Genomic DNA, 26,806 nt, shown 5'->3' with positions numbered 1-26,806 from the left:
CTGCGCCGACCGTGGCCCGGCGCCGGTGCGGATCGGGACGAGTTCACCGTTCCGTCGCGAATCCTTTGCTGTCCGTATGTGATCCGCCTGCGAGCGCTGGTTGTTCTGACGCGGTTCGCCCGCTCGCGGAGATTCACCCGCCGTCGGACACGAGTCCGCCGCGCATGTTCTACGCGTTTCAGTACTGCTGCTGCCCGGCCAACTGCTGCGCGATGAGCCCTTGCAGTCGTTGCAGGCCACCGACGGTGATGCCGCTCTGGATCTGTCCCTCGATGGTGCGCACCAGCATCGAGTCGCTGAGCACCTTCTCGCTGGACTGGATCAGTACGGTGCCCGCGCCGGTGAACTCGAATTGACGCTCCTCACCGGAGTTGACGCCGAGGCGCGCCGCACCGGCGGCCAGGAAGTCGGTGACCCACCGCTGGTCGTAGTGATGGCTCGGGGAAGGGCAGTCCGCCCAGCCGACCAGCGATTCCGGGTCCACGCGCAGCGGCGGCTCGGCGAACATGACCGGCCCGTTGGACGAGGCGAGGAACTTGCCGGTGCCGATGAGGGTGAGGAACCCGGGCACGATGGATTGGTTGAGCGACAACCCCGGCTCGAAGGCCAGCAGGTTCGCCGCCCGGATGGTCAGGTTGCCGTTGTCCTCGAGGTCATAGGAATTGATGTCGTAGCCGCGGTCGCCGATGATCAGCTTGCCGTGGCCCTCGGCGACGACGTAGTCGCCGGTGAACAGCGGCGCCGAGAACTGTTGCGACACCATGTGCAGCAAGCCGCCCTGCAACCCGTGGGAGAGCACCTGGAACCGCATGTCGCCGTAGTAGGCGATCATCGCGCCCTTACGCATGAACCACGGCTTGTTCAGGTCGATGCAGTACGCGTAGCTGTTTCCCGGGATGTTGTCGCTCTCACCGAGATTCATGGGATTGAGGATCTGGGACATACCCCTGCTCACAACTTCTCTTCGGAGGCCTGCACGTAAACGACGCCCTGCCCGGTGCAATGCAACTGCATGGCCTCGCCGGAACCGCGGCCCACGGCGTCTCGCCAGCTCAGCGCCGTCTTGAGCTCGGTCTGCACGTTGCCGTAGGCGGCGACGAAAGCCTGCGGGTCGACCACGATCGGATTCGGGCCGCCCACTTGCAGTTCCAGGAATCCGCCGTGCGCGAGCAGCACCGCCGCGCCCTGCCCGGACAGCTGGGTGGTGAACATGCCCTGTCCGGTCAACGCCCCTGAGGCGGCGCCACGCAGCGCTCCCATCAGGCCGCCGCCACCACCGCCTCCACCGCCCGAACTCATCACCGAGACCACCGAACTCTGCAACCCGGCGGTGTTGGCCAGCAGGCGCGAAGCCTCGACCCGCAACGCGGCGCCCGGCTGCATGTGCACCACCTGGACCTCCAGCCCAGCGAATCCGTAGTGCACCTCGCCGTTGCCCTGCGCCAACATGGTGCGCTCGTGCTCGCCTGCCATGGCGCGGCCCGCGAGACCCATCAGCCCGCCCATGCCGCCCATACCCTGCGCTCCCGGAATCTGGTGGGGCGCAAACGAAATATCGCCGGTGTAGAACAGCATCGCGCCGTTGCGCGCGACCACCCCGCCCGCCATTCCGACGTTTACTTTGACGACTTTGCTGTTGACCTTTTCGAACACCGCTCGCCCTACCGTTCCGCCGGTTGGATCAACACCACGCCCTGACCGTCCCAGCGCAGCGAGAACGCCTCACCCGCGTCCTGGCCGACGAAACTGCGCCACGACACGTCCGAGACGAAGGACTGGTTGAGGTTGCCGCGCGCCGCGACGAACGCGTCCGGATCCACGATCAGCGGGTACTGCGGGGAAACCTCCAGGTGGATGAGCGGACCGCCCGCGGAGAGCAGCGCGACCTGCCCCTGGCCGGACACGGTCGTCGTGAACAGGCCCTGCCCGCTGGACGCACCGCGCAATCCGGCGAAACGCACGTCGGTGCGCAGGTTTCCGGCGAACGCGAGCAGTTGTTGCGACTCCACCTGCAACGTCTCGTTGTTCAAGTCGACGACGGTGACGTTCTGGCCGTTGACCGCGAAGAACACCCGACCGTGACCGCCGCACTCCATCAGCGACAATTTCTCACCGGTGGCCTTGCGCTTCAGCCCGGCGACCACACCATCGCCTCCGCCGAAACCGGCCGCCTTGAACTGCACGTTTCCTTCGTAGGCAATCATCGAACCGGAGATCGCGCGGAGGCTGGTTCCGGCCAGATGAGCCTCGATCACCTTCTTCGATTGCTCGAACAGTTGCGCCATGGAGTGTTTGCCTGCTGTCTTGATCGGGAACACGGGCGATCGCCGCATTCCATTTGCGTGCCGTCACCCTAACCGATGCTCACGGGGGTGTCGGGGCAGCGCGTCCGTTCAGTACAAGCGGCGCGCGGCGCGTTTCTCGTAGAGTGTCAGGCGAACGCACCGACAAGCGAAGGGTCGAACTTGTCCGCAACACTCGCCAAGGGTCAGAACGGTCCACTGGCCACCAATGACGTGGTGATCTCCATCCAGCTCTCGGCGCCGGCGGATCTGTCGGCGCTATTGGTCACCGAGCGGGGCAAGGTCCGTTCCGACGCCGACTTCGTCTTCTTCAACCAGCCCAGCGGCCCCGGCGTCAACCTTCAGCCCGCACCCGCCGGCCAGCCCGCGTCGCTGGCGGTGTCGTTGAACGCGGTGCCCGCCGACATCGACCAGATTCGCGCGGTGATCACGCTGGACGACGCGAACAGCAATTTCGGCAGGTTCCCCGCCCCCACGGCGATCGTGTCGGACGCGGCCGGTAACCAGCTGTACGAGTACCGGATCGAAGGGCTGAACACCGAGTCGATCGTGATCGCGCTCGAGCTCTACCGTCGCCAGGGCTCGTGGAAGGTGCGTGCGGTCGGACAGGGCTACGCGGGCGGTTTCGCCGCGCTGGTCACCGATCACGGCGTCACCGTCGACGATTCCCCCGCCCAGGCTCCGCAGCCCGCGCAGGCCCCGCCGCCTCCGCCGCCGGTACAGCAGCCGCCGGTGCAGCAGCCGCCGACCACCCCGGCGTACCCGACCCAGCCGCAGGCATCGCAGTACGCGCCGACCGGTGGATACCCGCCGCCGCCCGGTCCCGGGTATCCGCCGCAGGGTGGGCCGGGTCAACCGCCACAAGGCGGCCCGGGTTACCCACCGCCCGGTCCGGGTTACCCGCCGCCCGGCCCCGGCCCCGGTTACCCGCCGCCCGGCCAGCCCGCGCCGCCGCAGCCGCAGCAGGCGCCCGCCGAGGTCAGCCTGAGCAAGGACCGCCCGGTCAGCCTGGTCAAGGGTCAGCGGGTCACGCTGCGCAAGGAAGGCGCCGCGCTCACCTTCGTCAAGATGGGTCTCGGCTGGGACCCGGTGCGCAGCCGCGGCATGTTCGGCAACCGCACGGTCGACATCGACCTCGACGCCTCGGTCATCATGTTCGCCGACATGAACCCGGTGGACGTCGCCTACTACGGTCAGCTGACGTCCAAGGACGGCTCCATCCGCCACCAGGGCGACAACCTCACCGGCGAGGGCGCGGGCGACGACGAGATGATCCTGGTCGACCTGACCCGCATCCCCCCGCACATCACCACGCTGGTGTTCGTCGTGACCTCCTACAAGGGCCACACCTTCGAGCAGGTGCAGAACGCGTTCTGCCGCCTGGTCGACGGGACGAACAACGGCGAGTTGGCCAGATACACGCTGGCCGGTGGCATGCCGTTCACCGCGATGGCGATGTCCAAGTTGTACCGGGTGGGCAGCGACTGGAAATTGCAGGCGCTCGGCGAGGGTTTCCAGGCAAAGCATCCGGGCGAGGCGGTGCCGCAGCTCGGCCGGTTCCTCGTCAACGGTTGACCCGCAGCGCGACAGCAGGGCAGACAACGTGATTCAACTGAGAGCCGGTCAGAACATCCCGCTGACCGGTGAGGTCGTTCGTTTCAGCGCGAAAGCCGAGGCGGCCCTCGATGTTTCCGCGCTGGTGGTCGCGGAGAACCTGAAGGTGTTCTCCAGCGACGATTTCGTCTTCTACAACCAGCCCGCCACGCCGGGGGTCGCCTTGGCGGCCGACGGGGTCACGATCACGCTCACCGAGGTGCGCGCCGACGCGAAGGCCGTGCTCTTGGTGGTCAGCGCCGACCCGGCCGCGCCCGCGCGGGCCGAGGGACTCGGGCCGGTTACGGCGGCCCTGTCCGAGAACGACAGTGTGACCGCCGAATTCGCGATCACCCCGTCGTCCGGTGAGACGGCGTTGATCTGCCTCGAGGTGTACCGGCGCGGCCCCGCCTGGAAGCTGCGGGCCGTCGGCCAGGGTTACGCGGGTGGGTTGGCCGTGCTGCTCACGGCCCACGGTGTGGAGATCGACGATGCGTCCCCGGAGCCGGAGCAATCCGACCAGCCCGGTACGCACACCATGGCCGGTCCCCTGGCGGGTGACGCGCAGATCGCCACCGCCGGTGTGCCGCTGGAAGTCGGTCACGGGTTGGAACGGTTGTGGATGGTGTTCGAGGACGCGGCGCGGTCGGCCGCCGCGCTGACCTCGGCGCGCGAGTACGCGGCCAAGCGGTTGGATCACGAACTGTCGCTGGCGGTGTCCGATCCGGCGACCAGGAACACTCCGGCAGCCGAGCAGGCACGTCGTGACGCGCAGCAACGCCACGACGAATTGATCGACATCGCCGAGCGCAACCACCAGCGCGACGCCGAGCAGCTGATGCGTGAGCTCGCCGAGGCCGACCAGGTACTGCCGCCCGCTCTGGCCTCCTGGGACTCGCCCGCCTGGGACAAGCCGTCCGCGCCGAGCGACGGCATCCGTCTCGGCGAGTTGTACGCGCTCGACCGGGGGCCGCTGCGCATTCCGTATTGCGTTCCGATTCCACTGAATCGGCCGCTGTGGATCGATACCGAATCGACCCGTGCGGTCGCGCCCGTCGTGGGCGCGTTGCTGGCGCGGTTGCTGGCCACGGCGCCGCAGCGGCGGACGCTGCTGGACATCATCGACCTGACCGACGCGTTCAGCGGCTTCACCGGACTGCTCGCTCCCGTGCTGAACGGCCCGCCGATCACCGACCACGCCGACATCTCGGCGCGGTTGCAAGCGCTGGTGGATGCGGCCGAGCTGGCCGAGTTGGCCTACACGAGTGGTGCGTTCACGCCGCCCAGCGAGCATCGGGTCCTGTTGGCCGCGGATTTCCCGCACGGCTACCAGAGCTCGGACGCACAGCGGATCGGCGCGTTGATCACGCGCGGCGAGCTGATCGGATTGTCCGTGGTGATCGTCGGCGCCAACGAATCCGATTCGGCCGACACCACCGTGGCGATGGTGTCACAGTCGTGCCGTCATCTGCCGACGGTCGGCGGCACACCGCTGTTCGATCCGTGGACCGGCAGCGCGTGGCAGCTCGATCTGGACATGTTGCCGCAGGAGCCGGAACGTCAGGCGCATTTCCTGCGCACCAAATGAACGCCTGATCCGCCGCGGCCGCCGGTCAGCCGCGTGCGACCGCCACTCGCGGCCGCAGCGGCTCCGGCAGCCAGGGCAGCAGCGGGTCCGGCGTGCGATCGACGACCCCGCCGACGGGATCGTCGACGAAGTCGCGTCGCACCAAGTCCTCCTCCGGGCGGTAGATCTGGCGCACGATCAGGGCGCACAGCCCGACCACCGCGAGGTCCCGCAGCGCCACGGTGCCGGTGAACCACTGTTCGGGCAGGCCTTTGCGGTCCAAGCCGAGGTAGTAGAACATGCGCGGCACCCAGACCAGCGCGTCGACGGTCATCCAGGCCAGCAGGACGCGCCGGTGCGGCAGCGCCAGGACGGCGAGCGGCACCAGCCACAGTGAGTACTGCGGACTCCACACCTTGTTCGTCAGCAGGAACGCCGCGACCACGAGGAAGCACAGCTGCGCCAGCCGCGGGCGCTGCGGCGCGGTGAGACCGATGTAGGCGATCACCGCGCAGGCCGCGACGAACGCCAGCAGCGAGACGGCGTTCAGGACGGCGGGCTGCTCCCCGTGCGCGAGCACGCCGTCGAAGCCGCGCCAGCCGGTGAACGAGGAGATCACGTTGTAGATGGAGTCCGGGTCGGCGTGCCGGGTGGTGTTGAGCCGGAAGAACTCTCGCCAGCCGTTGGGAAACAGCGCGGCGATCGGCAGGTTCACCGCCAGCCAGGTCGCCAGGGTCGCGCCCACCGTGACAGCCGCGGCGCCGAGCGGACGGGCGCTGAGGAACTGGACGCGGTAGGGCGTCTCACGCACCCACGCCAGGAAGGTCGGCCAGCCGTCGATGTCGCGGATGCGCAGGCCCAGGTGCGTGCGCGGCGTGCGCTGCATCGTCTCGGTGCGCAGGCACAGCACGACGATGGGGCCCAGCAGCAGTAGCGGATAGAGTTTGGCCGCGCCGCCCAGACCGAGCAGTATCCCCGCCAGCACGGGTTTGCGCCGGGCCCAGGCGAGCAAGCCGGTCGCGGCGAAGGCTGTTGCGAGCGCGTCGAAATTCGTGAACGCGTGCACGAGCACCAAAGGCGAACAGGCGATCAATGCCGCGTCCCAGACCCGGCGGCCGGCCAGCAAGGCGGACGCCCACACCGTGATCAGCCAGGCGACCGCGAGACCGAGCGCGACGACGTTGAAGTAGATCACCACCTGGAGCGCGCCGGGCAGCGGCGACGCGTCCCAGCTCTTGGCGATCCGCATCGCGAGGTACTGGTACAGGCCCGAGAGCACCGGATACTCCATGTATCGGGTCTCGCGGCCACCGTCGGGGGTCTGCTCGGTCCACTGCTTCTTGTACGGAAAGGCGCCCTCGTTCAGTCGTTCCGCGCCGTAGAGCGGCACGGTGTCCGAGTAGCACATCGCGACGTACTGGCGACCGTTGTTCCAGTCGAGCGTGGGACCGTCCGGGCCCGTGGTCTGCTGGATGCAACCTGCCTTGCCGAACCAGCCGAGCGCTAGGAACACCACCGCGAAGGCCAGCAGCACCCGCATGGGCGTCCAGAACCGCACCCGCCCGATCAGGGCGTGATCACCGACCGGACCGCCGATCACCGTGGACAATTGCGCGGTGAGGGAGTCGTTGCGACTCGGCCGGTCCCGCGCGTCCGCCGACCGGAGATCAGAGGCGAGCGGCGCCGGGGCGGCGTAATACGCCCCGCCGAACCCCGCCTGGTCCGATAGTGGCACCCTCCGGTTCCTCCGCGGCTCCACCAGCTGCTGATCGGTCACGGAACCCGAGGCTACCTGGGCTGTGGGACCGGTAGGAGATCGAGTCGACCCGGGCTCGAACGAGATCGGGCCGGCCACGATGTGACCGGCCCGATCTTCGGATGTCGACTATCTGCTACGTGTCGGCGGTGTCTCGTTCTCTTGACCGGAGTCGTCATCACTGCGCTGGTTGCCCGGCCGGGGTTGCCCGGTGGCCGTCGGTGACGCGCCATCCGTCGGTGCGACCGGCTGGCCGGGCATCGGACCCGAATCCTGCTGACGCTGCTGCGGCCGCTGCTGCTGCGGAGCGGGCTGCACGCCGGGGACCGGGATGGTGATGCCGGGCAGGATCTCCACCTGCGTCGGCGCGACCACCACCGGGGGCAGGAGCGGAGTATCAACCGTGGACGGCGGGGTATACGGCGCCGACCACTCCGGCACACCGGCTTGCCCCTTGATCGGCGCGGGCTTCGGGAAGGTCTCGTTGGAGCTGCCCTTCAGCGCACCGTCCATGGTGGCTTTCCAGATATCGGACGGCAGGCCCGATCCGTAGATCATGCCGCCACTGGCGTTGCGCAGTCGATCGCCCTGCTCGGTGCCGACCCAGACCGCGGTCGACAAAGACGGGGTGTAACCGACCATCCACGCGTCTTTGTTCTCACCCGTGTCGCCGAGCTGCGCGGTGCCCGTCTTGGCTGCCGACTCGCGGCCGCCCGCCAAGCCGTGGTTGCGCGAGTAGCCGGCGATGGGCTTCATCGCGGCGGTGACGTTGTCGGCCACCGCGGCGGAGACGCGCTGCTCGCCGGCCACCTCACCGCGGTCGAGCAGAACCTGACCGTCGGCGGTCACCACCTTCGACACGAAATGCGGCGCATGGTAGACGCCGGAGGCCGCAAGCGTCGCGTACGCGGAGGCCATGTCCAGCGGTCGGGCCTGGTACTGACCGAGCACGATGCCGTTGTTCGGGCCGGAGCCGTCCGGCTCGGTGAGCGTCTTGCCCACACCCGGGATGGTCTCCGGAATGCCCAGCTTGTGACCCATGTCGGCGATCTTGCGCGGACCGTTCTGCATGTCCAGCTGCATCCGGTAGAAGCTGGTGTTCAGCGAACGCTTCAGCGCCTCGGCGATGGTGCACATGCCGCACTGCTCACCTTCGACGTTGGTGATCTTGATGCCGTTCACCGTCAGCGGTGAGCTGTCGTACAGCTGCGACAGCGGGATACCCATCTCCAGGTTGGCCGCGAGGCCGATGACCTTGAACGAGGAACCGGTCTGCAGGCCGGCGTTCGCGAAGTCGTACCCCTGGCCGTCGTTGCCGCCGTAGTACGCCCGCACGGCGCCCGTGCGCGGATCAACGGAGACCACGGCGGTGCGCAGGTTCTCCGGCTCGCCGTCCATGTTCTTGGTGACCGCGTCGATGGCCGCCTGCTGCGCCTTCGGGTCGATCGTGGTGGTGATCTGCAGACCCGAGGTGTTCAGCTGCTGCTCGCTGATGCCGGCCGCGGCGAGTTCCTTGAGCACCTGAGTCTTGATCAAGCCCTCGGGGCCGGAGTCCTGTTCCTTGTCCCGGGTCGATGCGAGCGGGACGACCTGCGGGTACTGCAAGCCCTGCCGCTCGCCCGCGCTCAGGTTGCCGCCGGAGACCATGCCGTCGAGCACGTAGCTCCACCGGGTCTTCGCGCCCTCGGGGTTCTTCTCCGGGTCCAGGCTGGAGGGCAGCTGGATGGTGGCGGCCAGCACCGCGCCCTCGGCGACGGTCAGCTCCTGCACCGGCTTGCCGAAGTACGCCTTGGACGCCGCGTCGATCCCATAGGCGCCACGACCGAAGTAGATGGTGTTGAGGTAGGCCGCGAGGATCTCGTCCTTGCTCCACTGCCGCGCCATCTTGGCCGAGATGACCAGCTCGTGCATCTTGCGCGTCAGCGAGCGCTCGTCACCGACCAGCGCGTTCTTCACGTACTGCTGGGTGATCGTCGAGCCACCGCCCGCGCTCTCCTTGCCGAGGATGTTGTCCCTGGCCGCGCGCGCGAAGCCGGAGATCGAGAAGCCGGGATTGGTGTAGAAGTCCCGGTCCTCGGCCGCCATGACCGCGTTGCGCACGTGTGGCGGGATCTGCTCGATGGTGACGTCTGTCCGGTTGCCTTCCGGCGGCACTACTTTGCTGAGCACCGTGGTGCCGTCGGAGGCGAGAATGGTCGCCACCTGGTTGGTCTTCAGGTCGCCCGGCTGCGGCACCGACACCGTGGTGTACGCGGCCAGGAAGATGCCGCTGGGCACGAGGATGGCCAACGCGACCAGGACGTAGAGGGTGCGGCGCACGATGCGCCATGGCGACTTCTTCTTCTGCGGGGCGGGCCGCCGCCTGCCCGGCCCGTCGGAGCCGTCACCACTGCCGCCGCCACGGCGCGGTGGCGGGCCGGAGGGGGGACCGCCCGCAGTGCGCCTGCGTTCGCCGGTGGTGGGTCCGTTGCCGGGGATGCGACGCCCGTCGCGGTCCAGCGCCGGACGCGCACCGGTGACCGGCCGCGGCCCGGTGGCGGGGCCGCGGCGGTTGCGTTCGGCCACTGCCTCGGTCGACGAGCCGGGGTGCTGGATCTTCTTGGTCGGCTGCGGCCCGGGAGCGCCGCCATTGGGCACGCCGCGATCAGGTTGCGGCGGTCGGCCGGGTTGAGGTGGACGACCGCCCTGCGGCGGCCGCCCCTGCGGCGGAGGACCGGGTCGGCGCGGCGGTTGCGGACCGCGCGGCTCACCGGGCAAGGGGGGACCGGCGGGACGTCTACCGGGCGGCGGACCCGGACGTGCGCCGGGCGGGGGCCCGGGTCGGGGATTCTGATACGGGTTGGGACTTGGTTGTGAACTCCGTGGAGGACGGCCGCCATGTGGCTCATCGCCGTAGGGGGAAGTCTCGTAGGGCGAATTCACTGACAAGATCTCCATAACTCGTAGCGGTCCAGGTGGCTATCAGCGGTAGTCGACACCGCGGCGGACGCAGGCCGGCTGCGCGAGTCACCCGAGGGACAGATGACCAGGCACTTCATTCGGCGGCAGTGCGCCGGTTCGCGCGTGTCCCGGTGCGGCGGCGCGGCGGCGCCGGCGCGGAACCGAGCACATAGGACTGCACCAGATGATTCCAGCTGCAGGTCCGGCATACCTCGACGACATGGACCGAGAACTCCTCGCGAGTCTCGGCGAGGCGCACCAGCTCCTCGGGTGTGCGAGCCGACCCGGCGACCGGGCCGAGGCCGTCGCCGAAGACCCAGGATACGAGGGTCAGTTGTTCTTTCCGGCAGATGGGGCATGTGACCTCGCTCCCCCGGCCATGGAACTTCGCCGCACGTAGGAGATAAGGATTCGCATCACACACCTCGGCGACATCGACCCGGCCCGCATAGACGTCAGCCAGCAGCGACCGGCGCCGGAGGGCGTAGTCGACCACTTGCCGCTGAATTCGCACGAGAACCAGAGTAGCGGTGTTGGAATCGGGCCGCCCCTGGCTGTGCGGATTGACCGCTTCGGATCGAGCCGCGAAGCGGCGCGTCGCGCCGTTGCTAGGACTACCATCCGACTGTGTCCACCGCAGCATCCGGGCGCACGCGAGCGCGTGACCTCGACCGCGCAGGCGCGTCCAGTCTGCTGGATGCCGCCTACGCCGAGGGACAGCTCGGCGCCGACGAGTACCACGACCGAATCGCGCAGGCCGCAGGGGCGAAAACGCTCGGCGAACTGGCCGCGCTCACCGCCGACCTGCAAACCCCCGCCGCCGCCGGGGGGTTCGCCGTGGATCGCTCATCGCCCACGCGAAAAACGTTGCGCCCCCAGGGATCCAAAGGAAGTTATCCCGGTCACACCAGGGCGCGCGATGCCGATCGCGCCACTACTCGCGAGCTGCTCGACCTCGCCCGCGCCGACGGCCAGCTGTCCGAGGAAGAGCACGACACGCTGACCGAACTCGCCGCGGAGGCGCGCACCCTGGGGGACCTGGCGGATCTGGTCGCCGACCTGCAGCGACCCGGCAAGGTCGCTCCCGTGCCCCGTCCGCCGCGTTCACGCCGCCGCCAGTGGTACCTGGGCACGGTCACGGTGGCCGCGGTCCTGGCGGCCTGCGCCGGATTTCTCGCCGTCACCCGGGCGGCGGAGGAACCGAGCCACGCCGCGCAAGCCGTGCCCGCGATGAACCTCGGGGCGGTAGAGCCGCTGGTGATCGAAACGCCGAGTTTGGTCACCGCCGACGGGGTCGCCGTCTTCCTGCGTAACTACCAGCGGAAGTTCGGGGACCTCCGAGTAGACGAACTGACCATGCACCCCCAGCACGCCTCGTTCGCCCGGGCGGTGCCCGGCCAACCCAACCGGAAGGTCGAGTACGACTATCGCGGAGGTTTCACGCAGTCCCGCGAGATCACCACGCGCAAGGCCGACACCCCGTCGGTGGATCTGGGCCTGTTGAACGTGGAGGCGATCGGTCGAGCGCTCGCGGACGCGGCCGCCATCACCCGGGTTCCCGGCGGCGCCGTATCGCATTTCGCGGTGAGCGTGAACGACGTCAGGTACTACGGCCAGTACGGCATTCCCGCCGGGCAACCCATCATCGAGGTCTTTGTGAGCAACTCCGTCAAGGAGAACGGCCACTTCATGATGACCCCGGCGGGCGAGGTTCGCCGCGTCTGGCCGTTCGAGGGATAGGGCAATGGCGACAACCCGATACAGCGGCATCCGCGCCCGCGACACCGACCGCGCCGACGTGTGCGGACTGCTCGACACGGCGCTGGCCGAGGGACAGCTCACCGCCGACGAGCACGCGGCGCGGACTGCCGAGGCCATGCGCGCCAAGTCCTTCGGCGACCTCGACGCGTTGATCGGTGATCTGCAGATTCCGGACGAACTGGCGAACGCCCCGGTGGTCCGCGTGGACCGGCGTCGTCCGCGGCGCTGGATGGCGCCGGTCTCGATGATCACCGCCGCCTTGGTGGCGGGAGCGATGGTCGGGGCGATCAGCCGTTGCGGCGTCGGTCTGCCCGGGTCCTCGGAGAACGTTCCCGATCTGACCACCGGGGCCGGTCTGGCGCATTTCCTCGCGGAGTACCGAGCCGAGTTCGGCGATCTGGTCGCCGACGAGGTCACGCTGTATCCGGAGTACGCGCTGGTGGATCGGCAGACACCCGGCCGCGCCTCCGAGACCAGCGACTATCGTTACAACGGCGGCTTTCGCGCCTCGTCGACCTCCGAGCGCAAACCGGGGACTCGCACTTTCGACCTCGCCACCGTCGACGTGCCGATGATCGCCCGGCTGCTGGCGGGCGCGCCGCAGACGGTGAAGTCCCCGGACGGCGTGATCACCCACATCATCGTGGAATTCGACTCGCTCGGCACGATCGACCACGGTCCTGTGCTGAATATCTACGTCAAAGACAAAGGCGGCGTATCCGGGTACGTGGAGGTCGACTTCGCGGGCGAGCCGCTCGGAGTCTTTCCGCCCTCTCGCTGACCCGAACGGCGTCCACCCGTGGACGACGACTGTGCACAGATGTATCGCTCCGATATAGTGGGAAGTCGTATCCATCGGTTAGGTCTGAACACAGTCAGGGGGTGAAGCCCGTGCTCGAATTGGCAATCCTCGGGCTGCTCCTCGAGGCGCCCATGCACGGGTACGAGCTGCGCAAGCGGCTGACCGGCCTGCTCGGGGCGTTTCGGGCCTTCTCCTACGGATCGCTCTATCCGACGCTGCGGCGGATGCAGGCGGACGGGCTGATCGCCGAGGAGATCCCCGCGGGCGCGACGACACGCCGTGCGCGACGGGTCTACCAACTGACTCCGGCCGGGCGGGAGCGGTTCAGCGAGCTGCTCGCCGACACCGGACCGCAGAACTACACCGACGACGGCTTCGGCGTTCATCTGGCTTTCTTCAGCCGCACTCCCGCGGAAGCGCGGATGCGGATCCTGGAGGGCAGGCGGCGTCAAGTCGAGGAGCGCCGAGAGGGGCTCCGGGAGGCGATAAAGAAAGCCAGCGGGTCGCTGGATCGCTACACCCGGCAGCTTCATCAACTCGGGCTCGAATCAAGCGAGCGCGAAGTGCGCTGGCTCAACGAGTTGATTGCGGCGGAGCAATCGACGAAGGCGGCACCACAGAAAGAGGGAAATATCGGCCATGAGTGACATCGAGAAGGCTGACAACGCCACAGAGGTTCGCGTCGCCATCGTAGGTGTGGGTAACTGCGCCTCTTCGCTGGTCCAGGGCGTGCAGTACTACCGGGACGCGGACGAGTCCGCGACCGTTCCCGGCCTGATGCACGTGAAGTTCGGGCCCTACCACGTCCGCGACGTCAAGTTCGTCGCCGCGTTCGACGTGGACGCGAAGAAGGTCGGCTTCGACCTGGCCGAGGCGATCTTCGCCAGCGAGAACAACACGATCAAGATCTCCGACGTGCCGCCCAGCGACGTCGTCGTGCAGCGCGGTCCGACCCTCGACGGCATCGGCAAGTACTACGCGGAGACCATCGAGCTGTCGGAGGCCGAGCCGGTCGACGTGGTGCGGGTGCTGAAGGACAACAACGTCGACGTGCTGGTGTCCTACCTGCCGGTGGGTTCGGAGGAGGCCGACAAGTTCTACGCGCAGTGCGCCATCGACGCGGGCGTCGCGTTCGTCAACGCGCTGCCGGTGTTCATCGCCTCCGACCCGGTCTGGGCGCAGAAGTTCACCGATGCCGGTGTGCCGATCGTCGGTGACGACATCAAGAGCCAGGTCGGCGCGACCATCACCCACCGCGTGATGGCCAAGTTGTTCGAGGATCGCGGTGTGCAGCTCGACCGCACCATGCAGCTCAACGTCGGCGGCAACATGGACTTCAAGAACATGCTCGAGCGTGAGCGCTTGGAGTCGAAGAAGATCTCCAAGACTCAGGCCGTCACCAGCAACCTGAAGAAGGAACTCGGCGCCAACGACGTGCACATCGGCCCGTCCGACCACGTCGGCTGGCTCGACGACCGCAAGTGGGCATACGTCCGCCTCGAGGGCCGCGCCTTCGGCGACGTGCCGCTGAACCTGGAGTACAAGCTCGAGGTGTGGGACTCGCCCAACTCCGCTGGCATCATCATCGACGCCGTGCGCGCGGCGAAGATCGCCAAGGACCGCGGCATCGGCGGACCGGTCATCCCGGCCTCGGCCTACCTGATGAAGTCCCCGCCCCAGCAGCTCGCCGACGACATCGCGCGCACCCAACTGGAAGCGTTCATCATCGGCGCGGAATAAGCACCGCACCAGGGCACGAGGTCGGCCGAAGGCGAAATGCTCTCGGCCGACCTCCCGTTGATCTACAGGCCGCGGTAGACGTCTTTTCGCCAGCCGACCTTCACCACGAGGATCACGAGCACGCCGTTGTCCACCCGGTAGGCGACCCGATATCTGCCGACCCGCAGGCGGAACAGGTCATCGTGGCCCGACAACTTCTTCACGTCCAGCCCGGGAGCGTAGGGGTCATCGCCCAGTGCTGTGAGCGCGGTCAGGATCCGCATCGCGTCCGGACGCTCGATGGCGCGGAGTTCTCGGCGCGCGGACTCCAGGAAGCGGAAGCGGTACTTCACCTCGGGTCGTCCTCGAAGAGCTCGGCCAGCACCTCCGCCATGGTGAAGGTCCGCTCGTCGGCCGCGAGCCTGACCTCGGCTTCACGCGCGAGAAGTTCGTCCTCGGCCGCATCGAACGCCTCGACCATGGACAACGGCACCAGCGCCGCGGCGGGCGCGCCGTCTCGCAAGATGATCACCTGCTCGCCGGATTCGGCTTCACGGATGTGAGCGGCGAGGTTGGCGCGCAGCTCCCGGATACTGATCTCCGACATACCTGAAGTGTACACGTGATCGTGTACACATCAGTGTGCGTCAGTCCAGCGAGACGTAGACCTCCACCGAGGCGGGGCCTGTGTAGCGCTCGACCTCGGCGGTGTGCGAGCGGGTGATGGTTCCCGCGTTCTCGGCCTTCGCCACCTGCGCCCAGGCGGTGCGCAGCAGGTCGTAGGGCTTGTCGGCGACGACGAACTTGGCGTAGCGGCCCTGCGGGATGATGGTGAGCACGTCGCCGTCGTCCAGCTCCTCCATCGAGCCGATCTCGTAGCCGAGTACCGCGACGGCGTGATCGTTCTGGCCGATGTAGGCGGCCACCCGCGGCACGTTCTTCTCCCGTGCCAGATACCGATCCCAGGTGAAGTTCACCAGGTCGAGGTCACGCGCGGTCACCTCACGGCCTGCCAACGGCACGGTCAGGCCCGCGACCATGCTCTGCGGCAATGTGACGATCTCGAAGTCCACTGTCTGTTCCTACCCGTTGCCCTGATCGTCTGCCAATGCCACGAAGACTTCCACCGTCCGTGCGTCGGGATAGTGTTCCCAGTCGCCGGTGTAGGCGCGCACGAGCCGCCCCGCGGCCTCCGCGTCCCACACCGCTCGCCAGATGCTCACGATGGTGTCGCCGAGATTGTCGCCGCTGGCGATGAACCGGGCGAAGCGCCCGGCGGGCACCCGGGCGAGCACGTCGCCGGGCAGCAGGTCGGCCAGGCTGTGGCAGCGGTAGCCGACGATATGGGTCAGGTACGAATTGATCTCCGGCGCGTGGTCGACATACGCCGTGGTCGGCGGTCCGGGCAGCTTGCGGGCCAGGTTGCGCTTCCACGCCTCTTCGACTTTCGCGCGGCGCGGCCCCTCGACCGCGAGCGCGGGGCTGCGAAGCACTGTTCCCGCCACCAGCGTCTCGGGTTGGTCAACGACATTGAAATCCACCGGCGTAGCCCCTATGTCTCGTCTGTCTTCAATCGGCGTCGCTCCCGGTGCCCTCCATGGTGACGCAGGCTACCGCCTCCGGGCCCGTCGCTCGCGCCGCGCTGTCGTCGCTCGAGCGCATATCCTTCCGCATCGTTTGCGCGGTTTCGGCGTCGGCCCGTGCCGACACACTCGCTGTTCGCTCTCACTCTGGCAAACGATGCTGCCACGTCATGCGTTCCACCGGGCGACGGAAGGTCACAGCATTGTCGCTATCCAGGAACCGGAATGCTCAGTCCCGGAAAAATCTCCACCTCTCTAGGCGGTTGCGCGCTGGGCGGGATGTCGACTCCGGGCTCACGCTGCGGTGACCGCTGCGGAGGATTGAGGATGTCGTAGGGCCCGCCGGAAGGCGTCTTGCTCTGATTCGGCCGGGCCGGGGCCTGCGTCCCAGCGAATTGTTCGATGGGTGTGCCGTCGAGTGCGTCGTCCATGACCTGCTTCCAGATGTCGGCGGGCAGGCCGGAGCCGTAGATGTCGGCGCCGCGTGCGGTGCGGATCGGTTGCGAGCGCTCGGTTCCGATCCACACCGCCGTGGACAGCGACGGGGTGAAACCGATCATCCACGCGTCTTTGTTCAGGTCGCTCTCGCCGAGCTGCGTGGTACCGGTCTTGGCGGCCGAGGGCCGGTTGTTCTTCAGCGCGTGCCCGTTGGAGTACGCCGCGATCGGGAGCATCGCCTCGACGGTTTTCTCCGCGATCGTCCGGGGGATGCGCTGTTCGCCGCCGGGAAGCTGCTCGCCGACCTGTTGATCACCGCGATCCAGGAGCACTCGTCCGTCGCCGGTCACCACCCGCTGCACGAAATAGGGGCGGTGGTACACACCTGAGGCGCCGATCGTGGCGTAGGCCGAGGCCATGTCGATGGGCCGGACCAGATACTGCCCGAGGACGATCCCGTTCAGCGGTTTCCCGCCGTCCTCGGTAAGCGTCTTACCAGGCACGCCCGGCAGTTCTTCCGGGATACCGGCCGCGTGCGCCGCGTCCGCGATGGCCTGCGGCCCGTCGAACATCGTCATGGTCAACCGGTAGAAGCTGGTGTTCAGCGACCGCTTCAGCGCCTCGGCCATGGTGCATTTGCCGCAGGATTCGCCGTCCACGTTGGTGATCCGGGTACCGCGGTCGCTCACCGGCGAGCTGTCGAGTACACGCGACAGCGGAATGCTCTGCTGCTGCGCGGCGATCGCCGCGAAGACCTTGAACGCCGAGCCGGTCTGCAACGGCGCCTGGGCGAAGTCGAAGCCGATGCCGTCGTAGCCGCCGAAGTAGGCGCGCACCGCACCGGAGCGCGGATCGATCGACACCACCGCGGCGCGCAATTCCGGTGGCTGCGGACCGAGCCGGTCGCGCACCGCGCCCAGGACCGCCTGCTGAACCTTCGCGTCGATGGTGGTGGTGATGTGTAAAGCGCCCTTGTTCAACTCGCGTTCGCTGATGCCCGAGTCGCGCAGCTCGCGCACCACCTGGTTGCGGATCAGGCCCTCCGGTCCGCGGGCCACGTCGTCGTCCGGGATCTGCGTCAGCGGGATGATCGGCGGAAAGGTGGTCGCGTCTCGATCACCCGGCGCGAGCACGTCCATCTCCACCATCCCGTCGAGCACGTACCGCCAGCGCTCCTTCAACTGCGGGAGATGGGTTTCCGGGTCCAGGATCGAGGGCGTACGGATCAGCGCCGCGAGCACCGCGCCGTCGGCGAGGGTCAGCTGGTTCACCTGTTTGTCGAAGTAGACCTTGGCCGCCGCGGCGATGCCGTAGGCCCCCCGGCCGTAGTAGATGGTGTTGAGGTAGGCGGCGAGGATGTCGTCTTTGCTCCACTGCCGCGCCATCTTCGCCGCGATGATCAGCTCGCGCATCTTGCGTGTGACCGTGCGCTCCGAGCCGAGGAACGCGTTCTTCACGTACTGCTGGGTGATCGTGGAGCCGCCGCCCGCGTTGTCCTTGCCGAGCAGATTGTCTCGCACGGCGCGCAGAAAACCGGAAGTCGAATAACCGGGATTGGTGTAGAAATTGCGGTCCTCCGCGGACAGCACCGCGTCGCGCACGGGCTGCGGCACGTCGGACAACGGCACCGGTGTCCGGTTCCCGTCCGGCGGCACGATTTTCGCGATCACCGTGCTGCCGTCGGCGGCGAAGATGGTCGCGGTCTGATTCGTCTGTACCGCATCGGGATCGGGGATCTCCGCGCTCCAGTACGCCAGGACCGACAGCAGTGCGGGCAGCACCCCGAAGATGATGAACAAAGCGAGCAGCAGGCGGCGCACACGTTCGGCCCTGCTGCGCGGCGGCCGATTCGGCGGCGCCGCCGGGCGCGCGGTGGGCGCGTTCGCCTTCCGGCGGGCCGCCATGCGTTCGCGCCGAGTCCGCGCGGTCGGTCTCGCCGCATTCGGCCGCTCGGTCCAGCCGGCGATCGAGGCATACGGTGCGGTAGGGGGTGTCCCCTTGGCGCCGCGTCTACGTTCTCGCGGTTTGCGGAACGAGCTCACGATCATCTCCTCCCGGAGCGTCGGACGAACTCACCTGCACGAACGAACGGAAAAGAGCATCGAGAAGGGAAGTTTACCCCGTTCATCACAAGCGGACTTTCCACTTTCCGGGCTGTTGACACGCCCCGAGAACAGTCGTTGCGCGCCGACACTCACTCGCGTCGAACCCGCCGCGCCCGCGCGGCCGAAAACTCAGCTCTTGACGCCGCCCGCGGTGAGCCCCGAGATGATCCGGCGCTGGAAGAGCAGCACCATGATGACCAGCGGGATGGTGACCATGGTGCCCGCCGCCATGATCGCGGCGTACGGCTGCACCAGCGGATTGTTGCCGGAGAAGCGGGCGATCGCGACGGTGACCGGTTCGGTCTTGTCGCTGGAAAGCAGACGTGCCAGCAGGTATTCGTTGACCGCCGCGATGAACGCGAGGATCGCGGTGGTGAATACGGCGGGGGCGGCCAAAGGCAGCATGACCAGACGGAACGCCTGCATCTTGGTGGCGCCGTCGATTCGCGCGGCTTCTTCGAGTTCCCACGGCAGTTCGGCGAAGAAGGAGGCGAGGATGTAGACCGTCATCGGCAGCACGAACGAGATGTTCGGAATGATCATCGCCTGGTACTCGCCGATCCAGCCGAGACTGGTGAAGAGCTGGAACAGCGGGGTCACCAGCACGACGACCGGGAACATCGAGGCGCTGAGGATCAGTCCGGACACCACGTACTTGCCGCGGAAGGTGAGGCGGGCCAGCGCGTAGGCGGCGAACACGCCGATCACCAGCGCGATCACCGTGGTGATCGAGCCGAGGATCATGCTGTTGACCAGCGCCTTGCCGAAGTTGTTGCCGCGACTGGTGTCGAACGCGTTGCGGAAGTTCTCCAACGTGATGTGCGTCGGCCATGGGGTGTTGTCGAAGGTGTAGTCGGGGTCGCGGAAGGCGGTCACCGCCATCCAGTAGAACGGCGCGAGCCCCCAGACGAGCACGATCAGCGCGCCGAGATACAGCCGCACCGAGCCGAAGCGCTTGGTCCATGAAACCGGCTGCGCGGCGGGCTTGTCGGTCACGGGCTTCTCCGCCGTCTGCACGGACATCAGTGCGCCTCCCGCTGTTCTTCCTGGGTGCGAACCGCGTTGGCGCCCAGAATCTTCACCAGCACGAACGCCACGGCGAAAATCAAAAGGAAGGTGATCGTCGACAACGCGGCCGCGCTGTTGGGGCCTTGCCGGACCTGATCGACCACAAGAATCGACACCGTGCGGGTGGACGGGTTGCCCAGCGTCATGATCGCGGGCAGGTCGTACATCCGCAGCGCGTCCATGGTCCGGAACAGCACCGCGACCAGCAGCGCGGGCTTCAGCAGCGGCAGCGTGATCTGGGTGAACCGCTGCCAGGCCGACGCGCCGTCGACGCGAGCCGCCTCGTACACGTCGGCCGGGATCACTTGCAGACCGGCCAGCAGCAACAACGCCATGAACGGCGTGGTCTTCCATACGTCGGCCGCGATCACCGCGAATCGGGCCGGCCACGCGTCGGAGGTCCACAGGATGTGCGTGCCGAGCACGCGGTTCACCACGCCGTCGTACTGGAACATGAACTCCCACAACCGCGCGGTGACGGCGGTCGGGATGGCCCACGGGATCAGCACGGCGGCGCGCAGCAGCGCCCTGCCGCGGAAGGTCTTGCCCATCACCATGGCCATGCCCAGGCCCAGTGTCGCTTCCAGTGCGACGGTCACGACCGTGAAGAACAGCGTGATCCCGATGGCCATCCAGAATTGCGAGCCGAGGTTGCCGGTCGGGCACGGCACGGTCCCGCCCGTGACGACCTGGCACTGTTGCAGCAGCCAGTGCGTGTAGTTGGAGAACCCGGCGTTGCCGCCTTCGACGAACATGCCGGTCGCGGGGTCGAGCCCGGCGTCCTTCTGGAAGGACATCCACAGCGCCCGGAACACGGGATATCCGATGACGACCGCCAGCGCGATCAGCACGGGCGTGACGAAGAGCCAGGCTTTCCCGGAACGCCGCAACTCCGAGGCTATCGTCGCGGCTCGGCCACGCTCGGCCGGAATGAACTCGTCTTTCGGCACGCTGGCCGCCGTTCCCGAAGGATCCGACACCGTTCTCTCTCCTGCGGGTTCGTTCGTCGGGTCCGTTGTGCTCAACGGCTCACGATCCGGCGGTCTCGATGCCCTTTTGCATACCCGTGATCGCGTCGTCGACGGACTTGGTTCCGTTCAACGCAGCATAAGCGTTGTCCTGGATGGCCTTGGACACCGCGGGATAGAACGGGGTGACCGGGCGCGGCACCGCGCTGGCGATGGAGTCCTTGAGCGCGGGCAGGTACGGCATCTTCGCGATCAGCGCCGGATCGTCGTACATGGACGCGCGCACCGAGGGCAGCGCGCCGGAGGCGACGATGTGCTGGGCGTCCTCGCTGATCAGGAAGCGCAGGAAGTCCAGCGCGGTGGCCTTGTTCTTGGAGTACGCGCTGATCCCCGCGTTGTAGCCGCCGAGGGTGGAGGCGCCGACGCCGTTCTCGCCGGGCAGCGGAGCGACCGCGAACTTGTCCTTCACGGCGGAGGCCTCGCCGCCGACGTCACCGAAGGTGGACGGCCACGAGCGCAGGAACAGTAGCTTGCCCTGCGCGAAGGCGTTGCTGGATTCCGGCTCCTTGAACGTGATGGCCTCTTTGGGGATGTCGCCGTTGTTGTACGCGTCGACCAGGACCTTCAGTCCGGCGCGGGACTGCGGGCTGTTCACCGTGGGGGTCTTGCCGTCGGCGCCGACGAAGCTGCCGCCGTAGGCGTTGATGACCTCGGCCGCGTTCACGGTCAGGCCCTCGTAGGGTGCGAACTGGCCCGCGTAGCACCCGATGTTCTGCTGGCGCGCGATGGGGCACTGGGCCAGCAGTTCGTTCCAGGTCTTGGGCGGGTTCGGCACCAGGTCCTTGCGGTAGAACAGCAGGCCGCCGTTGGTGTTGCGCGGCGCGGCGTAGAGCGTGTTGTTGTAGGTGGCGCTGGCGACCGGCGGGGACAGCAGCGCGCTGGTGTCGATGGCGAAGGAGTCCTTCAGCGGCTGGAGCCAGCCCTTGGCGGCGAACTCGGCGGTCCACGGCACGTCCAGGGCGACCACGTCGTAGTTGGACTGCTTGGAGCGCATGTGCTCGACCAGGTCGTCGTACTGCTGTGAGGCGTCGTTCGACTGCTCCTTGAACGTCACCGGCTCGTCCGGGTGCGCGGCGTTCCAGCGCTCGATCAGCTGCTTGACCGCGCCGGTCTCAGTGGTGTCCTTGCCCTCGACGTAGGTGATCGGGCCGCGCCCGGTCAGGTTCTGGCTGGTCGGGCTGCCGCCGCTGTCGCTGGAGCAGGCACTGGTGAACGTCGCGGTCAGCAGCCCGACCGATGCGACCGCGACCGCGGCCCGTGGCACGAGCGACGAACGTAGAGACGACACCTTCTTCACAGCCATCGCAAACACTCCAGAATCATTCGTGAGCGGCAGCACACCCTGCCGGTGCACAAGGCAAGATACATGGTGTCGATACGGCGTGCGGGAGAGTGGCGGGAAGTGCTCGCTACGCTTGGCCGTGATGACTTCGCCGAACGCGGTACCCGACCGGCTGCTCACACGCATCGGCGGGCTGCTGCGCAAGGCCGAGTCCACCGACAACGAGCACGAGGCCGAAGCGTTCCTCGCCGCGGCTCAGCGACTGGCCACGAAGTCGTCCATCGACCTCGCGGTGGCGCGGGCGCATTTCGTGGGACGCGAGCGCAGGCCCACCCCGGTGCAGCGGATCATCCCGATCGGCGAGCCGGGCAAGCGCGGCTTGCGCACCTACGTGCAGTTGTTCGTCGCGATCGCGGCGGCCAACGACGTGCGTTGTGATGTCGCCAGGACTTCGACGCAGGTCTACGCCTATGGATTCGACTCCGACATCGATACTTGCGAGGCGCTCTACGCCAGTCTGCTCGTGCAGATGGTGCGCGCGTCCGACCAGTACATCAAGTCCGGCGCCTACCGATCGGCCACCGTCGAGAAGATCGTGGTGGAGAAGCGGTGGGGTCGCCAGGTCCGGCGCCGGGTGCAGGCGCCGGTCGCGGGCGTGACGGCGCGGCTGAACTTCCAGATGGCGTTCGCGGCGCGGATCGGGCGGCGGCTGGCCGAGGTGAAGGCGGAGGTCGAAAAGGCGGAGGTCGAAAAGGCGGGGGTCGAAGCGGAGGTATTGCCGGGCGACACCGAAGTGGTCGGCACCGCGCTCGCGTTGCGCGACAAAGAGATCGAGCTCACAGATTTCTACGCCCGGACGTCGGAGGCGCGCGGCACCTGGCGCGGGCCGCAGACGTCGGCGGGACATTCGGCGGCGGCGCGGGCGGCGGGGGATCGCGCGGGCCGGGCCGCCCGAATCGGGACCGCGCCCGAGCTTCCGGCCGCCCGTAGGAAGTTGACCTCCTCCGAGGGCGGTTGACCAGCGTGGATATCACGAGCTGGACTGGGCGATCGGGTGGCCCGCACGCGGCGCGGTCGGCGCAGCTCGGCAACCGGCTGATGCTCGCCGCGAGAGCGGCGTCGCGGCGATGACCGTGCGCGACAGCCAGCGCGCCAAGGTCTACGACGCCGAGCAGCTGGTCCGCGGGGTGTTCGATCGGGCAGACGAGCACGGTGTGCGCACCGTCGAGCTCTACGGCTCGCAGCTCACCTTGCCGATCGAGCGCCGTTTCGCGTCGGTGGAATCCGTGCAGAGCTATACCGACAAGGTGCTGGCGCTCAATTGGGTGCGGGCGCGCTGGGAACGGGCCGCGGTGGCCGTGCGCGTCCGCTCGCGTGCGGGGAGCACCGCTGCGCACTACGAGGCGGCCGAGGGCGTCCTCGCGGTTCCGCTGCACACCGGCGGCACCGCCTGGGCGCTGCGGGAATTGGTCATCCTGCACGAACTGGCGCACCACCTGGAATCGGTCCCCGGGTCGGCGGCCGCGCACGGCCCCGAATTCTGCGACCGATACGTGGAACTGGTGGACGGCGTCGTCGGCCCGGAGGCGGCGTTGCTCTTGCGGACGACGATGCTCGGCTGCGGCGTCCGAATCGGGTGAGCGACCGCCGGTGCATCGCCGAGTCTCGGACCGATGGTGTGTGGCGCGACGCGCTGACCGGAACGACGACCGGCGTCACAGGCCGGCGTGTGTTGCCGTTGGTGGGCGATTCTCGCGCTGTCAGGGAGGCGGGGCCGGTGCGACCAAGGCGGTGACGCGGGCCAACCGCTCCCGCCACCACGCCGTGCGCGCGGGGTCGGGATGACGGTGATGTTCCATCAGTTCGGGGTCAGGCTGGGGCGGGGTGCGCAGGACCGGGAGATAACCGTCCGAGGGGCGCAGCAATCCCGGCGTCACGTCACCGGTGAGCAGACTCGAAGTCCCCAGACCGCAGGCGAAATCGAGTTCGGGAAGCGCGCCGGCCAGCGCCAGTTGCGCGGCGAGGCCGACGCTGGTCTCCAAGGCGGAGGAGACCACGCAGGGCAGTCCCGCCGCCTCCGCCACCTGGAGGGCGCGGCGGACGCCGCCCAGCGGCGTGCACTTGAGGACGGCGATGTCCGCAGCCCCGGCGACCGCGACCCGCAGCGGGTCTTCGGCGCGGCGGATGGATTCGTCGGCGGCGATGCGGACGTCGACGCGGCGGCGCACCGCGGCGAGTTCCTCGATGGTCCGGCACGGCTGTTCGACGTACTCCAGCCCGCCCGCGGCCTTATCGATCCGCTGGATGTGGCGCACGGCGGTGTCGACATCCCAGACCGCGTTGGCGTCGACCCGGATGGCGCCGCCGGAGCCGAGCGCGTCGCGCACCGCCTCCACCCGGGCCAGATCCTCCGTGAGCGATTCGGGGTGGTCGGCGACCTTCACCTTGGCGGTGCGGCAGCCGGAGCGGGCCACGATCGCGTGCGCCTGCTCCGCGTCCACGGCAGGCACGGTGCAGTTGATCGGGATCCGATCCCGCACCGGCTCGGGCCAGCCTGTCGTCACCTGCTCCAAGGCGGTGGACAACCAGGCGGCGGCCTCCCGATCGTCGTATTCGGGAAACGGGCAGAATTCACCCCACCCGAGCGGTCCCCGGATCAGCATTCCCTCGCGCACCGTGATGCCACGGAAACGGGTGCGCATCGGAATGGCGTAGACGATGTTCTGCGCTGCGGAGTCGCTCATCGCCACCCAGCCTATTCGGCCGCTGCCGCGGATCGGGGATTGCGCATGCGGACTCGAGTACTTTCCCGCAGGCGCCATCGCGTGCTGAGCGGGATCGTCAGAGCATGATTCAGACCGGTACCCCGCAGCCCTGGCCGCCGCAGCACGGCATGCCCGCGCACCCCGGCGCGCGGCAGCCGGTGCGGACCTGGGATGTCGTGCTCGCGGTCTCGCTGTACTGCGTCGCGGCGGCGCTCGGCCTGGCCGCCGCCTACTTCACCGTCTTCTTCGCCTTCGCCACCGATCCGTGCGGTCCGGACAACTGTCGCACCGACTACCTCGGCTGGGCGTTCGCGGTGTCCTGGGGCGGCACCGCGTTCGCGATTGTCGGCGTGACCGCGATGCTCATCGTGGCCGCGGTCAAGCGCTGGTACATGTGGTATTGGCCGATGCTCGCGATGGCGCTGATCGTCGCCTCGTTCTGCGGTGGCCTGGCGCTGGCGTCCCAGGTGCACACGGGACACTGAGCCTGTCGAGATGCCATGCGGGCGAAGGCCCGTCATGCTGAAGGTATGGCGCGGCAGTTCCGGCGGCGAATGACCGATGCCCTGCGCGTGGCGCTGGGTTGGGTGATCGTCTTCGGACTCGCCTGGCTGATCGCGTCTTTCGTTCCGCTCTACGATGTGCTCGGCCGCGACGGCCGCGACGGCCGCGGCGTCGGGTATCTGCCCTGGGCGCAGGTCCTCGCCTGGGCAGGCATAGCGGCATCGGTTCTCGCGGCGGTCGTCTCGGCGCTGGAGAAAGTGCGCCACGGCAGGCCCATCGCCTGGACCCCGCTCATCGCCGTACCGCTGATCCTCGAATCCTGGCTGCTCGGCTTCCTGATCGCCATAGTGCTCGTATCGATTTGAGCGTGGTACCCGTCCCGGGACGGGTACCACGCGACCACTCAGATTCGTTCGATGATGGTGGCGTTCGCCAGACCGCCTGCCTCGCACATGGTTTGCAGACCGTAGCGGGCGCCGCGGTCCTGCATGGCGTGCACCAGGGTGGTCATCAGGCGGGCGCCGGACGCTCCGAGCGGGTGTCCGATGGCGATCGCGCCGCCGTTGACGTTGACTTTCGCCAGGTCTGCGCCGGTGTCGTGCGCCCAGGCCAGCACTACCGGGGAGAAAGCTTCATTGATCTCGAACAGGTCGATGTCGGACAGTCGCAGACCGGCGCGTCGCAACACTTTCTCGGTCGCCGGGATCACCGCGGTGAGCATGAACAGCGGGTCGTCACCGGCCACCGCGAAGCTGTGCAGCCGGGCGAGCGGCTTCAGCCCGAGTTGCTCGGCGCGCTCGCTGGTCATGATGAGCACCGCCGCGCTGCCGTCGCTGACCTGACTGGCGGAGGCGGCCGTGATCTCCCAGCCGATCTGCGGGAAGCGGGCGGCCATGGCCGGGTCGTAATACGCCGGGCGGAGTGCGGCCAGCGTCTCCAAGGTGCTGCCGACCCGGATGCCCTCGTCGGTGGCGAGTCCGTTGATCGGCGCGAGTTCTTCGGCGAACAGCCCGTTCTTGGTGGCCAGCGCCGCCTTCTCGTGGCTGGCGAGCGCGAACTCGTCCAGTTGGCCGCGGGTCAGGCCCCACTTGGCGGCGATCAGCTCGGCGCTGATGCCCTGCGACACCAGGCCCTCCGGGTATCGCTCGGCGAAACCGACCCCGGAGATGTCCTGCGCGCCGACCAGGTTGGCGCCCATGGGAATCCGGCCCATCGACTCCACGCCCGCCGCGACCACGATGTCGTAAGCGCCCGCGATCACGCCTTGCGCGGCGAAGTGGATCGCCTGCTGGCTGCTGCCGCACTGCCGGTCGACCGTGGTCGCCGGGACGGATTCGGGATAGCCGGCGGCCAGCGCGGCCCGCCTGGTCATATTCGCGCCCTGCTCACCGAACTGTGTGACCACGCCGCCGATCACGTCGTCGATGAGTGCGGGATCGATGCCGCTGCGGTCCACCACCTCGCGCAGGCTGTGGGCCAGCAGATCCACCGCGTTAACGTTGTGCAGTGCGCCGTTCGGCTTGCCTTTGCCGATCGGGGTGCGTACCGCCTCGACAATCACCGCGTCTCTCATGGTGCTTCCTTCCGGAGGA

26 protein-coding genes are annotated in these 26,806 nt (G+C 68.1%); 10 read left to right on the top strand and 16 right to left on the bottom strand.

Annotation, left to right across the window (positions count from 1 at the left end):
• Positions 1-178: 178 nt before the first annotated feature.
• Genes M8859_RS16300 through M8859_RS16290 form a run of 3 tightly spaced genes read right to left on the bottom strand, consistent with a single transcriptional unit; the run spans position 179 to position 2,285 of the window.
• Positions 179-943, bottom strand: a complete 765-nt coding sequence (locus M8859_RS16300; RefSeq protein ID WP_159923390.1) for an AIM24 family protein — start codon at positions 941-943, stop codon at positions 179-181.
• An 8-nt stretch (positions 944-951) separates the two neighbouring features.
• Positions 952-1,653: an AIM24 family protein gene (locus M8859_RS16295; RefSeq protein WP_159923388.1), complete on the bottom strand. Its 702-nt coding sequence runs from the start codon at positions 1,651-1,653 to the stop codon at positions 952-954.
• Between the two features lie 8 nt (positions 1,654-1,661).
• Positions 1,662-2,285, bottom strand: coding sequence for an AIM24 family protein (locus tag M8859_RS16290; protein ID WP_195069978.1), 624 nt, complete (start codon positions 2,283-2,285; stop codon positions 1,662-1,664).
• A gap of 180 nt (positions 2,286-2,465) precedes the next feature.
• Between M8859_RS16290 and M8859_RS16285 the strand changes: the two genes are divergently transcribed.
• Both M8859_RS16285 and M8859_RS16280 read left to right on the top strand, forming a co-directional pair.
• Positions 2,466-3,878 (top strand): TerD family protein, encoded by a 1,413-nt coding sequence (locus tag M8859_RS16285; RefSeq protein WP_249644480.1) that lies wholly within the window; start codon positions 2,466-2,468, stop codon positions 3,876-3,878.
• Positions 3,879-3,906: 28 nt separating this feature from the next.
• Positions 3,907-5,484 (top strand): TerD family protein, encoded by a 1,578-nt coding sequence (locus M8859_RS16280; protein WP_195069926.1) that lies wholly within the window; start codon positions 3,907-3,909, stop codon positions 5,482-5,484.
• A 25-nt stretch (positions 5,485-5,509) separates the two neighbouring features.
• Here the strand turns inward: M8859_RS16280 and M8859_RS16275 are convergent, their stop codons facing one another.
• The 3 genes from M8859_RS16275 to M8859_RS16265 all read right to left on the bottom strand — a co-directional run bounded on the left by M8859_RS16275 (position 5,510) and on the right by M8859_RS16265 (position 10,673).
• The gene (locus tag M8859_RS16275; RefSeq protein WP_195069927.1) at positions 5,510-7,198 is read right to left on the bottom strand and encodes a glycosyltransferase family 87 protein; all 1,689 of its coding nucleotides are present in this window, start codon (positions 7,196-7,198) and stop codon (positions 5,510-5,512) included.
• A 150-nt stretch (positions 7,199-7,348) separates the two neighbouring features.
• Complete coding sequence (locus M8859_RS16270; RefSeq protein ID WP_159923610.1) at positions 7,349-9,541, bottom strand: transglycosylase domain-containing protein; 2,193 nt, start codon at positions 9,539-9,541, stop codon at positions 7,349-7,351.
• A 712-nt stretch (positions 9,542-10,253) separates the two neighbouring features.
• Positions 10,254-10,673, bottom strand: a complete 420-nt coding sequence (locus tag M8859_RS16265; RefSeq protein ID WP_043734321.1) for a DUF5318 domain-containing protein — start codon at positions 10,671-10,673, stop codon at positions 10,254-10,256.
• 113 nt (positions 10,674-10,786) lie between these two features.
• On the opposite strand from M8859_RS16265, the gene M8859_RS16255 reads away from it, so the two are divergent.
• The 4 genes from M8859_RS16255 (at position 10,787) to M8859_RS16240 (ending at position 14,462) form a co-directional block, all read left to right on the top strand.
• Positions 10,787-11,899 carry a DUF1707 SHOCT-like domain-containing protein gene (locus tag M8859_RS16255; RefSeq protein ID WP_308221204.1) on the top strand — a complete coding sequence of 371 codons (1,113 nt, stop codon included), beginning with the start codon at positions 10,787-10,789 and terminating at the stop codon, positions 11,897-11,899.
• Between the two features lie 4 nt (positions 11,900-11,903).
• Entirely contained in the window at positions 11,904-12,701 is a 798-nt protein-coding gene (locus M8859_RS16250; RefSeq protein ID WP_159923382.1) for a DUF1707 SHOCT-like domain-containing protein, read from the top strand.
• 110 nt (positions 12,702-12,811) lie between these two features.
• A complete protein-coding gene (locus tag M8859_RS16245; protein ID WP_039803160.1) occupies positions 12,812-13,369 on the top strand; it encodes a PadR family transcriptional regulator in 558 nt (185 codons plus the stop codon).
• A complete protein-coding gene (locus M8859_RS16240; protein WP_195069928.1) occupies positions 13,362-14,462 on the top strand; it encodes an inositol-3-phosphate synthase in 1,101 nt (366 codons plus the stop codon). The genes M8859_RS16245 and M8859_RS16240 overlap by 8 nt, the downstream gene beginning before the upstream one ends.
• 62 nt (positions 14,463-14,524) lie before the next feature.
• Here M8859_RS16240 and M8859_RS16235 read toward each other — a convergent pair whose 3' ends face one another.
• The 8 genes from M8859_RS16235 to M8859_RS16200 all read right to left on the bottom strand — a co-directional run bounded on the left by M8859_RS16235 (position 14,525) and on the right by M8859_RS16200 (position 21,966).
• Positions 14,525-14,794: a type II toxin-antitoxin system RelE family toxin gene (locus tag M8859_RS16235; protein ID WP_159923378.1), complete on the bottom strand. Its 270-nt coding sequence runs from the start codon at positions 14,792-14,794 to the stop codon at positions 14,525-14,527.
• Positions 14,791-15,048 (bottom strand): type II toxin-antitoxin system Phd/YefM family antitoxin, encoded by a 258-nt coding sequence (locus M8859_RS16230; RefSeq protein WP_159923376.1) that lies wholly within the window; start codon positions 15,046-15,048, stop codon positions 14,791-14,793. The genes M8859_RS16235 and M8859_RS16230 overlap by 4 nt, the downstream gene beginning before the upstream one ends.
• 40 nt (positions 15,049-15,088) lie before the next feature.
• Positions 15,089-15,514, bottom strand: coding sequence for a GyrI-like domain-containing protein (locus tag M8859_RS16225; RefSeq protein WP_159923374.1), 426 nt, complete (start codon positions 15,512-15,514; stop codon positions 15,089-15,091).
• A gap of 9 nt (positions 15,515-15,523) precedes the next feature.
• Positions 15,524-15,982, bottom strand: a complete 459-nt coding sequence (locus M8859_RS16220; protein WP_043734309.1) for a GyrI-like domain-containing protein — start codon at positions 15,980-15,982, stop codon at positions 15,524-15,526.
• Between the two features lie 251 nt (positions 15,983-16,233).
• Positions 16,234-18,510 (bottom strand): transglycosylase domain-containing protein, encoded by a 2,277-nt coding sequence (locus M8859_RS16215; protein WP_195069930.1) that lies wholly within the window; start codon positions 18,508-18,510, stop codon positions 16,234-16,236.
• A gap of 186 nt (positions 18,511-18,696) precedes the next feature.
• Positions 18,697-19,590 (bottom strand): carbohydrate ABC transporter permease, encoded by an 894-nt coding sequence (locus tag M8859_RS16210; protein ID WP_249644479.1) that lies wholly within the window; start codon positions 19,588-19,590, stop codon positions 18,697-18,699.
• On the bottom strand, positions 19,590-20,567 hold the full coding sequence (locus M8859_RS16205; protein ID WP_370523786.1) for a carbohydrate ABC transporter permease: 978 nt from the start codon (positions 20,565-20,567) through the stop codon (positions 19,590-19,592). The genes M8859_RS16210 and M8859_RS16205 overlap by 1 nt, the downstream gene beginning before the upstream one ends.
• A gap of 97 nt (positions 20,568-20,664) precedes the next feature.
• A complete protein-coding gene (locus tag M8859_RS16200) occupies positions 20,665-21,966 on the bottom strand; it encodes an ABC transporter substrate-binding protein (RefSeq protein ID WP_159923368.1) in 1,302 nt (433 codons plus the stop codon).
• A gap of 121 nt (positions 21,967-22,087) precedes the next feature.
• On the opposite strand from M8859_RS16200, the gene M8859_RS16195 reads away from it, so the two are divergent.
• Positions 22,088-22,963 (top strand): DUF2786 domain-containing protein, encoded by an 876-nt coding sequence (locus tag M8859_RS16195; RefSeq protein WP_249644478.1) that lies wholly within the window; start codon positions 22,088-22,090, stop codon positions 22,961-22,963.
• Positions 22,964-23,072: 109 nt separating this feature from the next.
• On the top strand, positions 23,073-23,585 hold the full coding sequence (locus M8859_RS16190) for a TIGR04338 family metallohydrolase (protein WP_159923366.1): 513 nt from the start codon (positions 23,073-23,075) through the stop codon (positions 23,583-23,585).
• A gap of 120 nt (positions 23,586-23,705) precedes the next feature.
• Here the strand turns inward: M8859_RS16190 and M8859_RS16185 are convergent, their stop codons facing one another.
• Positions 23,706-24,689, bottom strand: a complete 984-nt coding sequence (locus tag M8859_RS16185; RefSeq protein ID WP_195069932.1) for an o-succinylbenzoate synthase — start codon at positions 24,687-24,689, stop codon at positions 23,706-23,708.
• Positions 24,690-24,793: 104 nt separating this feature from the next.
• On the opposite strand from M8859_RS16185, the gene M8859_RS16180 reads away from it, so the two are divergent.
• Together M8859_RS16180 and M8859_RS16175 are read left to right on the top strand one after the other, a co-directional pair.
• Positions 24,794-25,195, top strand: a complete 402-nt coding sequence (locus tag M8859_RS16180; RefSeq protein WP_195069933.1) for a hypothetical protein — start codon at positions 24,794-24,796, stop codon at positions 25,193-25,195.
• A gap of 45 nt (positions 25,196-25,240) precedes the next feature.
• On the top strand, positions 25,241-25,579 hold the full coding sequence (locus tag M8859_RS16175; RefSeq protein ID WP_249644477.1) for a hypothetical protein: 339 nt from the start codon (positions 25,241-25,243) through the stop codon (positions 25,577-25,579).
• Between the two features lie 38 nt (positions 25,580-25,617).
• Here M8859_RS16175 and M8859_RS16170 read toward each other — a convergent pair whose 3' ends face one another.
• Positions 25,618-26,787: a thiolase family protein gene (locus M8859_RS16170; protein ID WP_195069935.1), complete on the bottom strand. Its 1,170-nt coding sequence runs from the start codon at positions 26,785-26,787 to the stop codon at positions 25,618-25,620.
• Between the last annotated feature and the right edge of the window lie 19 nt (positions 26,788-26,806).

It is taken from the genome of Nocardia sputi (assembly GCF_023501985.1).
Note: the sequence above shows the minus strand (reverse complement) of the source record. Positions and strands in the feature narration are given on the sequence as shown.

Coding starts and splice junctions, on each gene's coding strand:
- M8859_RS16190 (WP_159923366.1), top strand. CDS start 23,073: ATGACCGTGCGCGACAGCCAGCGCGCCAAGGTCTACGACGCCGAGCAG.
- M8859_RS16180 (WP_195069933.1), top strand. CDS start 24,794: ATGATTCAGACCGGTACCCCGCAGCCCTGGCCGCCGCAGCACGGCATG.
- M8859_RS16185 (WP_195069932.1), bottom strand. CDS start 24,689: ATGAGCGACTCCGCAGCGCAGAACATCGTCTACGCCATTCCGATGCGC.
- M8859_RS16240 (WP_195069928.1), top strand. CDS start 13,362: ATGAGTGACATCGAGAAGGCTGACAACGCCACAGAGGTTCGCGTCGCC.
- M8859_RS16215 (WP_195069930.1), bottom strand. CDS start 18,510: ATGATCGTGAGCTCGTTCCGCAAACCGCGAGAACGTAGACGCGGCGCC.
- M8859_RS16195 (WP_249644478.1), top strand. CDS start 22,088: ATGACTTCGCCGAACGCGGTACCCGACCGGCTGCTCACACGCATCGGC.
- M8859_RS16170 (WP_195069935.1), bottom strand. CDS start 26,787: ATGAGAGACGCGGTGATTGTCGAGGCGGTACGCACCCCGATCGGCAAA.
- M8859_RS16210 (WP_249644479.1), bottom strand. CDS start 19,590: ATGTCCGTGCAGACGGCGGAGAAGCCCGTGACCGACAAGCCCGCCGCG.
- M8859_RS16290 (WP_195069978.1), bottom strand. CDS start 2,285: ATGGCGCAACTGTTCGAGCAATCGAAGAAGGTGATCGAGGCTCATCTG.
- M8859_RS16175 (WP_249644477.1), top strand. CDS start 25,241: ATGGCGCGGCAGTTCCGGCGGCGAATGACCGATGCCCTGCGCGTGGCG.
- M8859_RS16300 (WP_159923390.1), bottom strand. CDS start 943: ATGTCCCAGATCCTCAATCCCATGAATCTCGGTGAGAGCGACAACATC.
- M8859_RS16200 (WP_159923368.1), bottom strand. CDS start 21,966: ATGGCTGTGAAGAAGGTGTCGTCTCTACGTTCGTCGCTCGTGCCACGG.
- M8859_RS16250 (WP_159923382.1), top strand. CDS start 11,904: ATGGCGACAACCCGATACAGCGGCATCCGCGCCCGCGACACCGACCGC.
- M8859_RS16230 (WP_159923376.1), bottom strand. CDS start 15,048: ATGTCGGAGATCAGTATCCGGGAGCTGCGCGCCAACCTCGCCGCTCAC.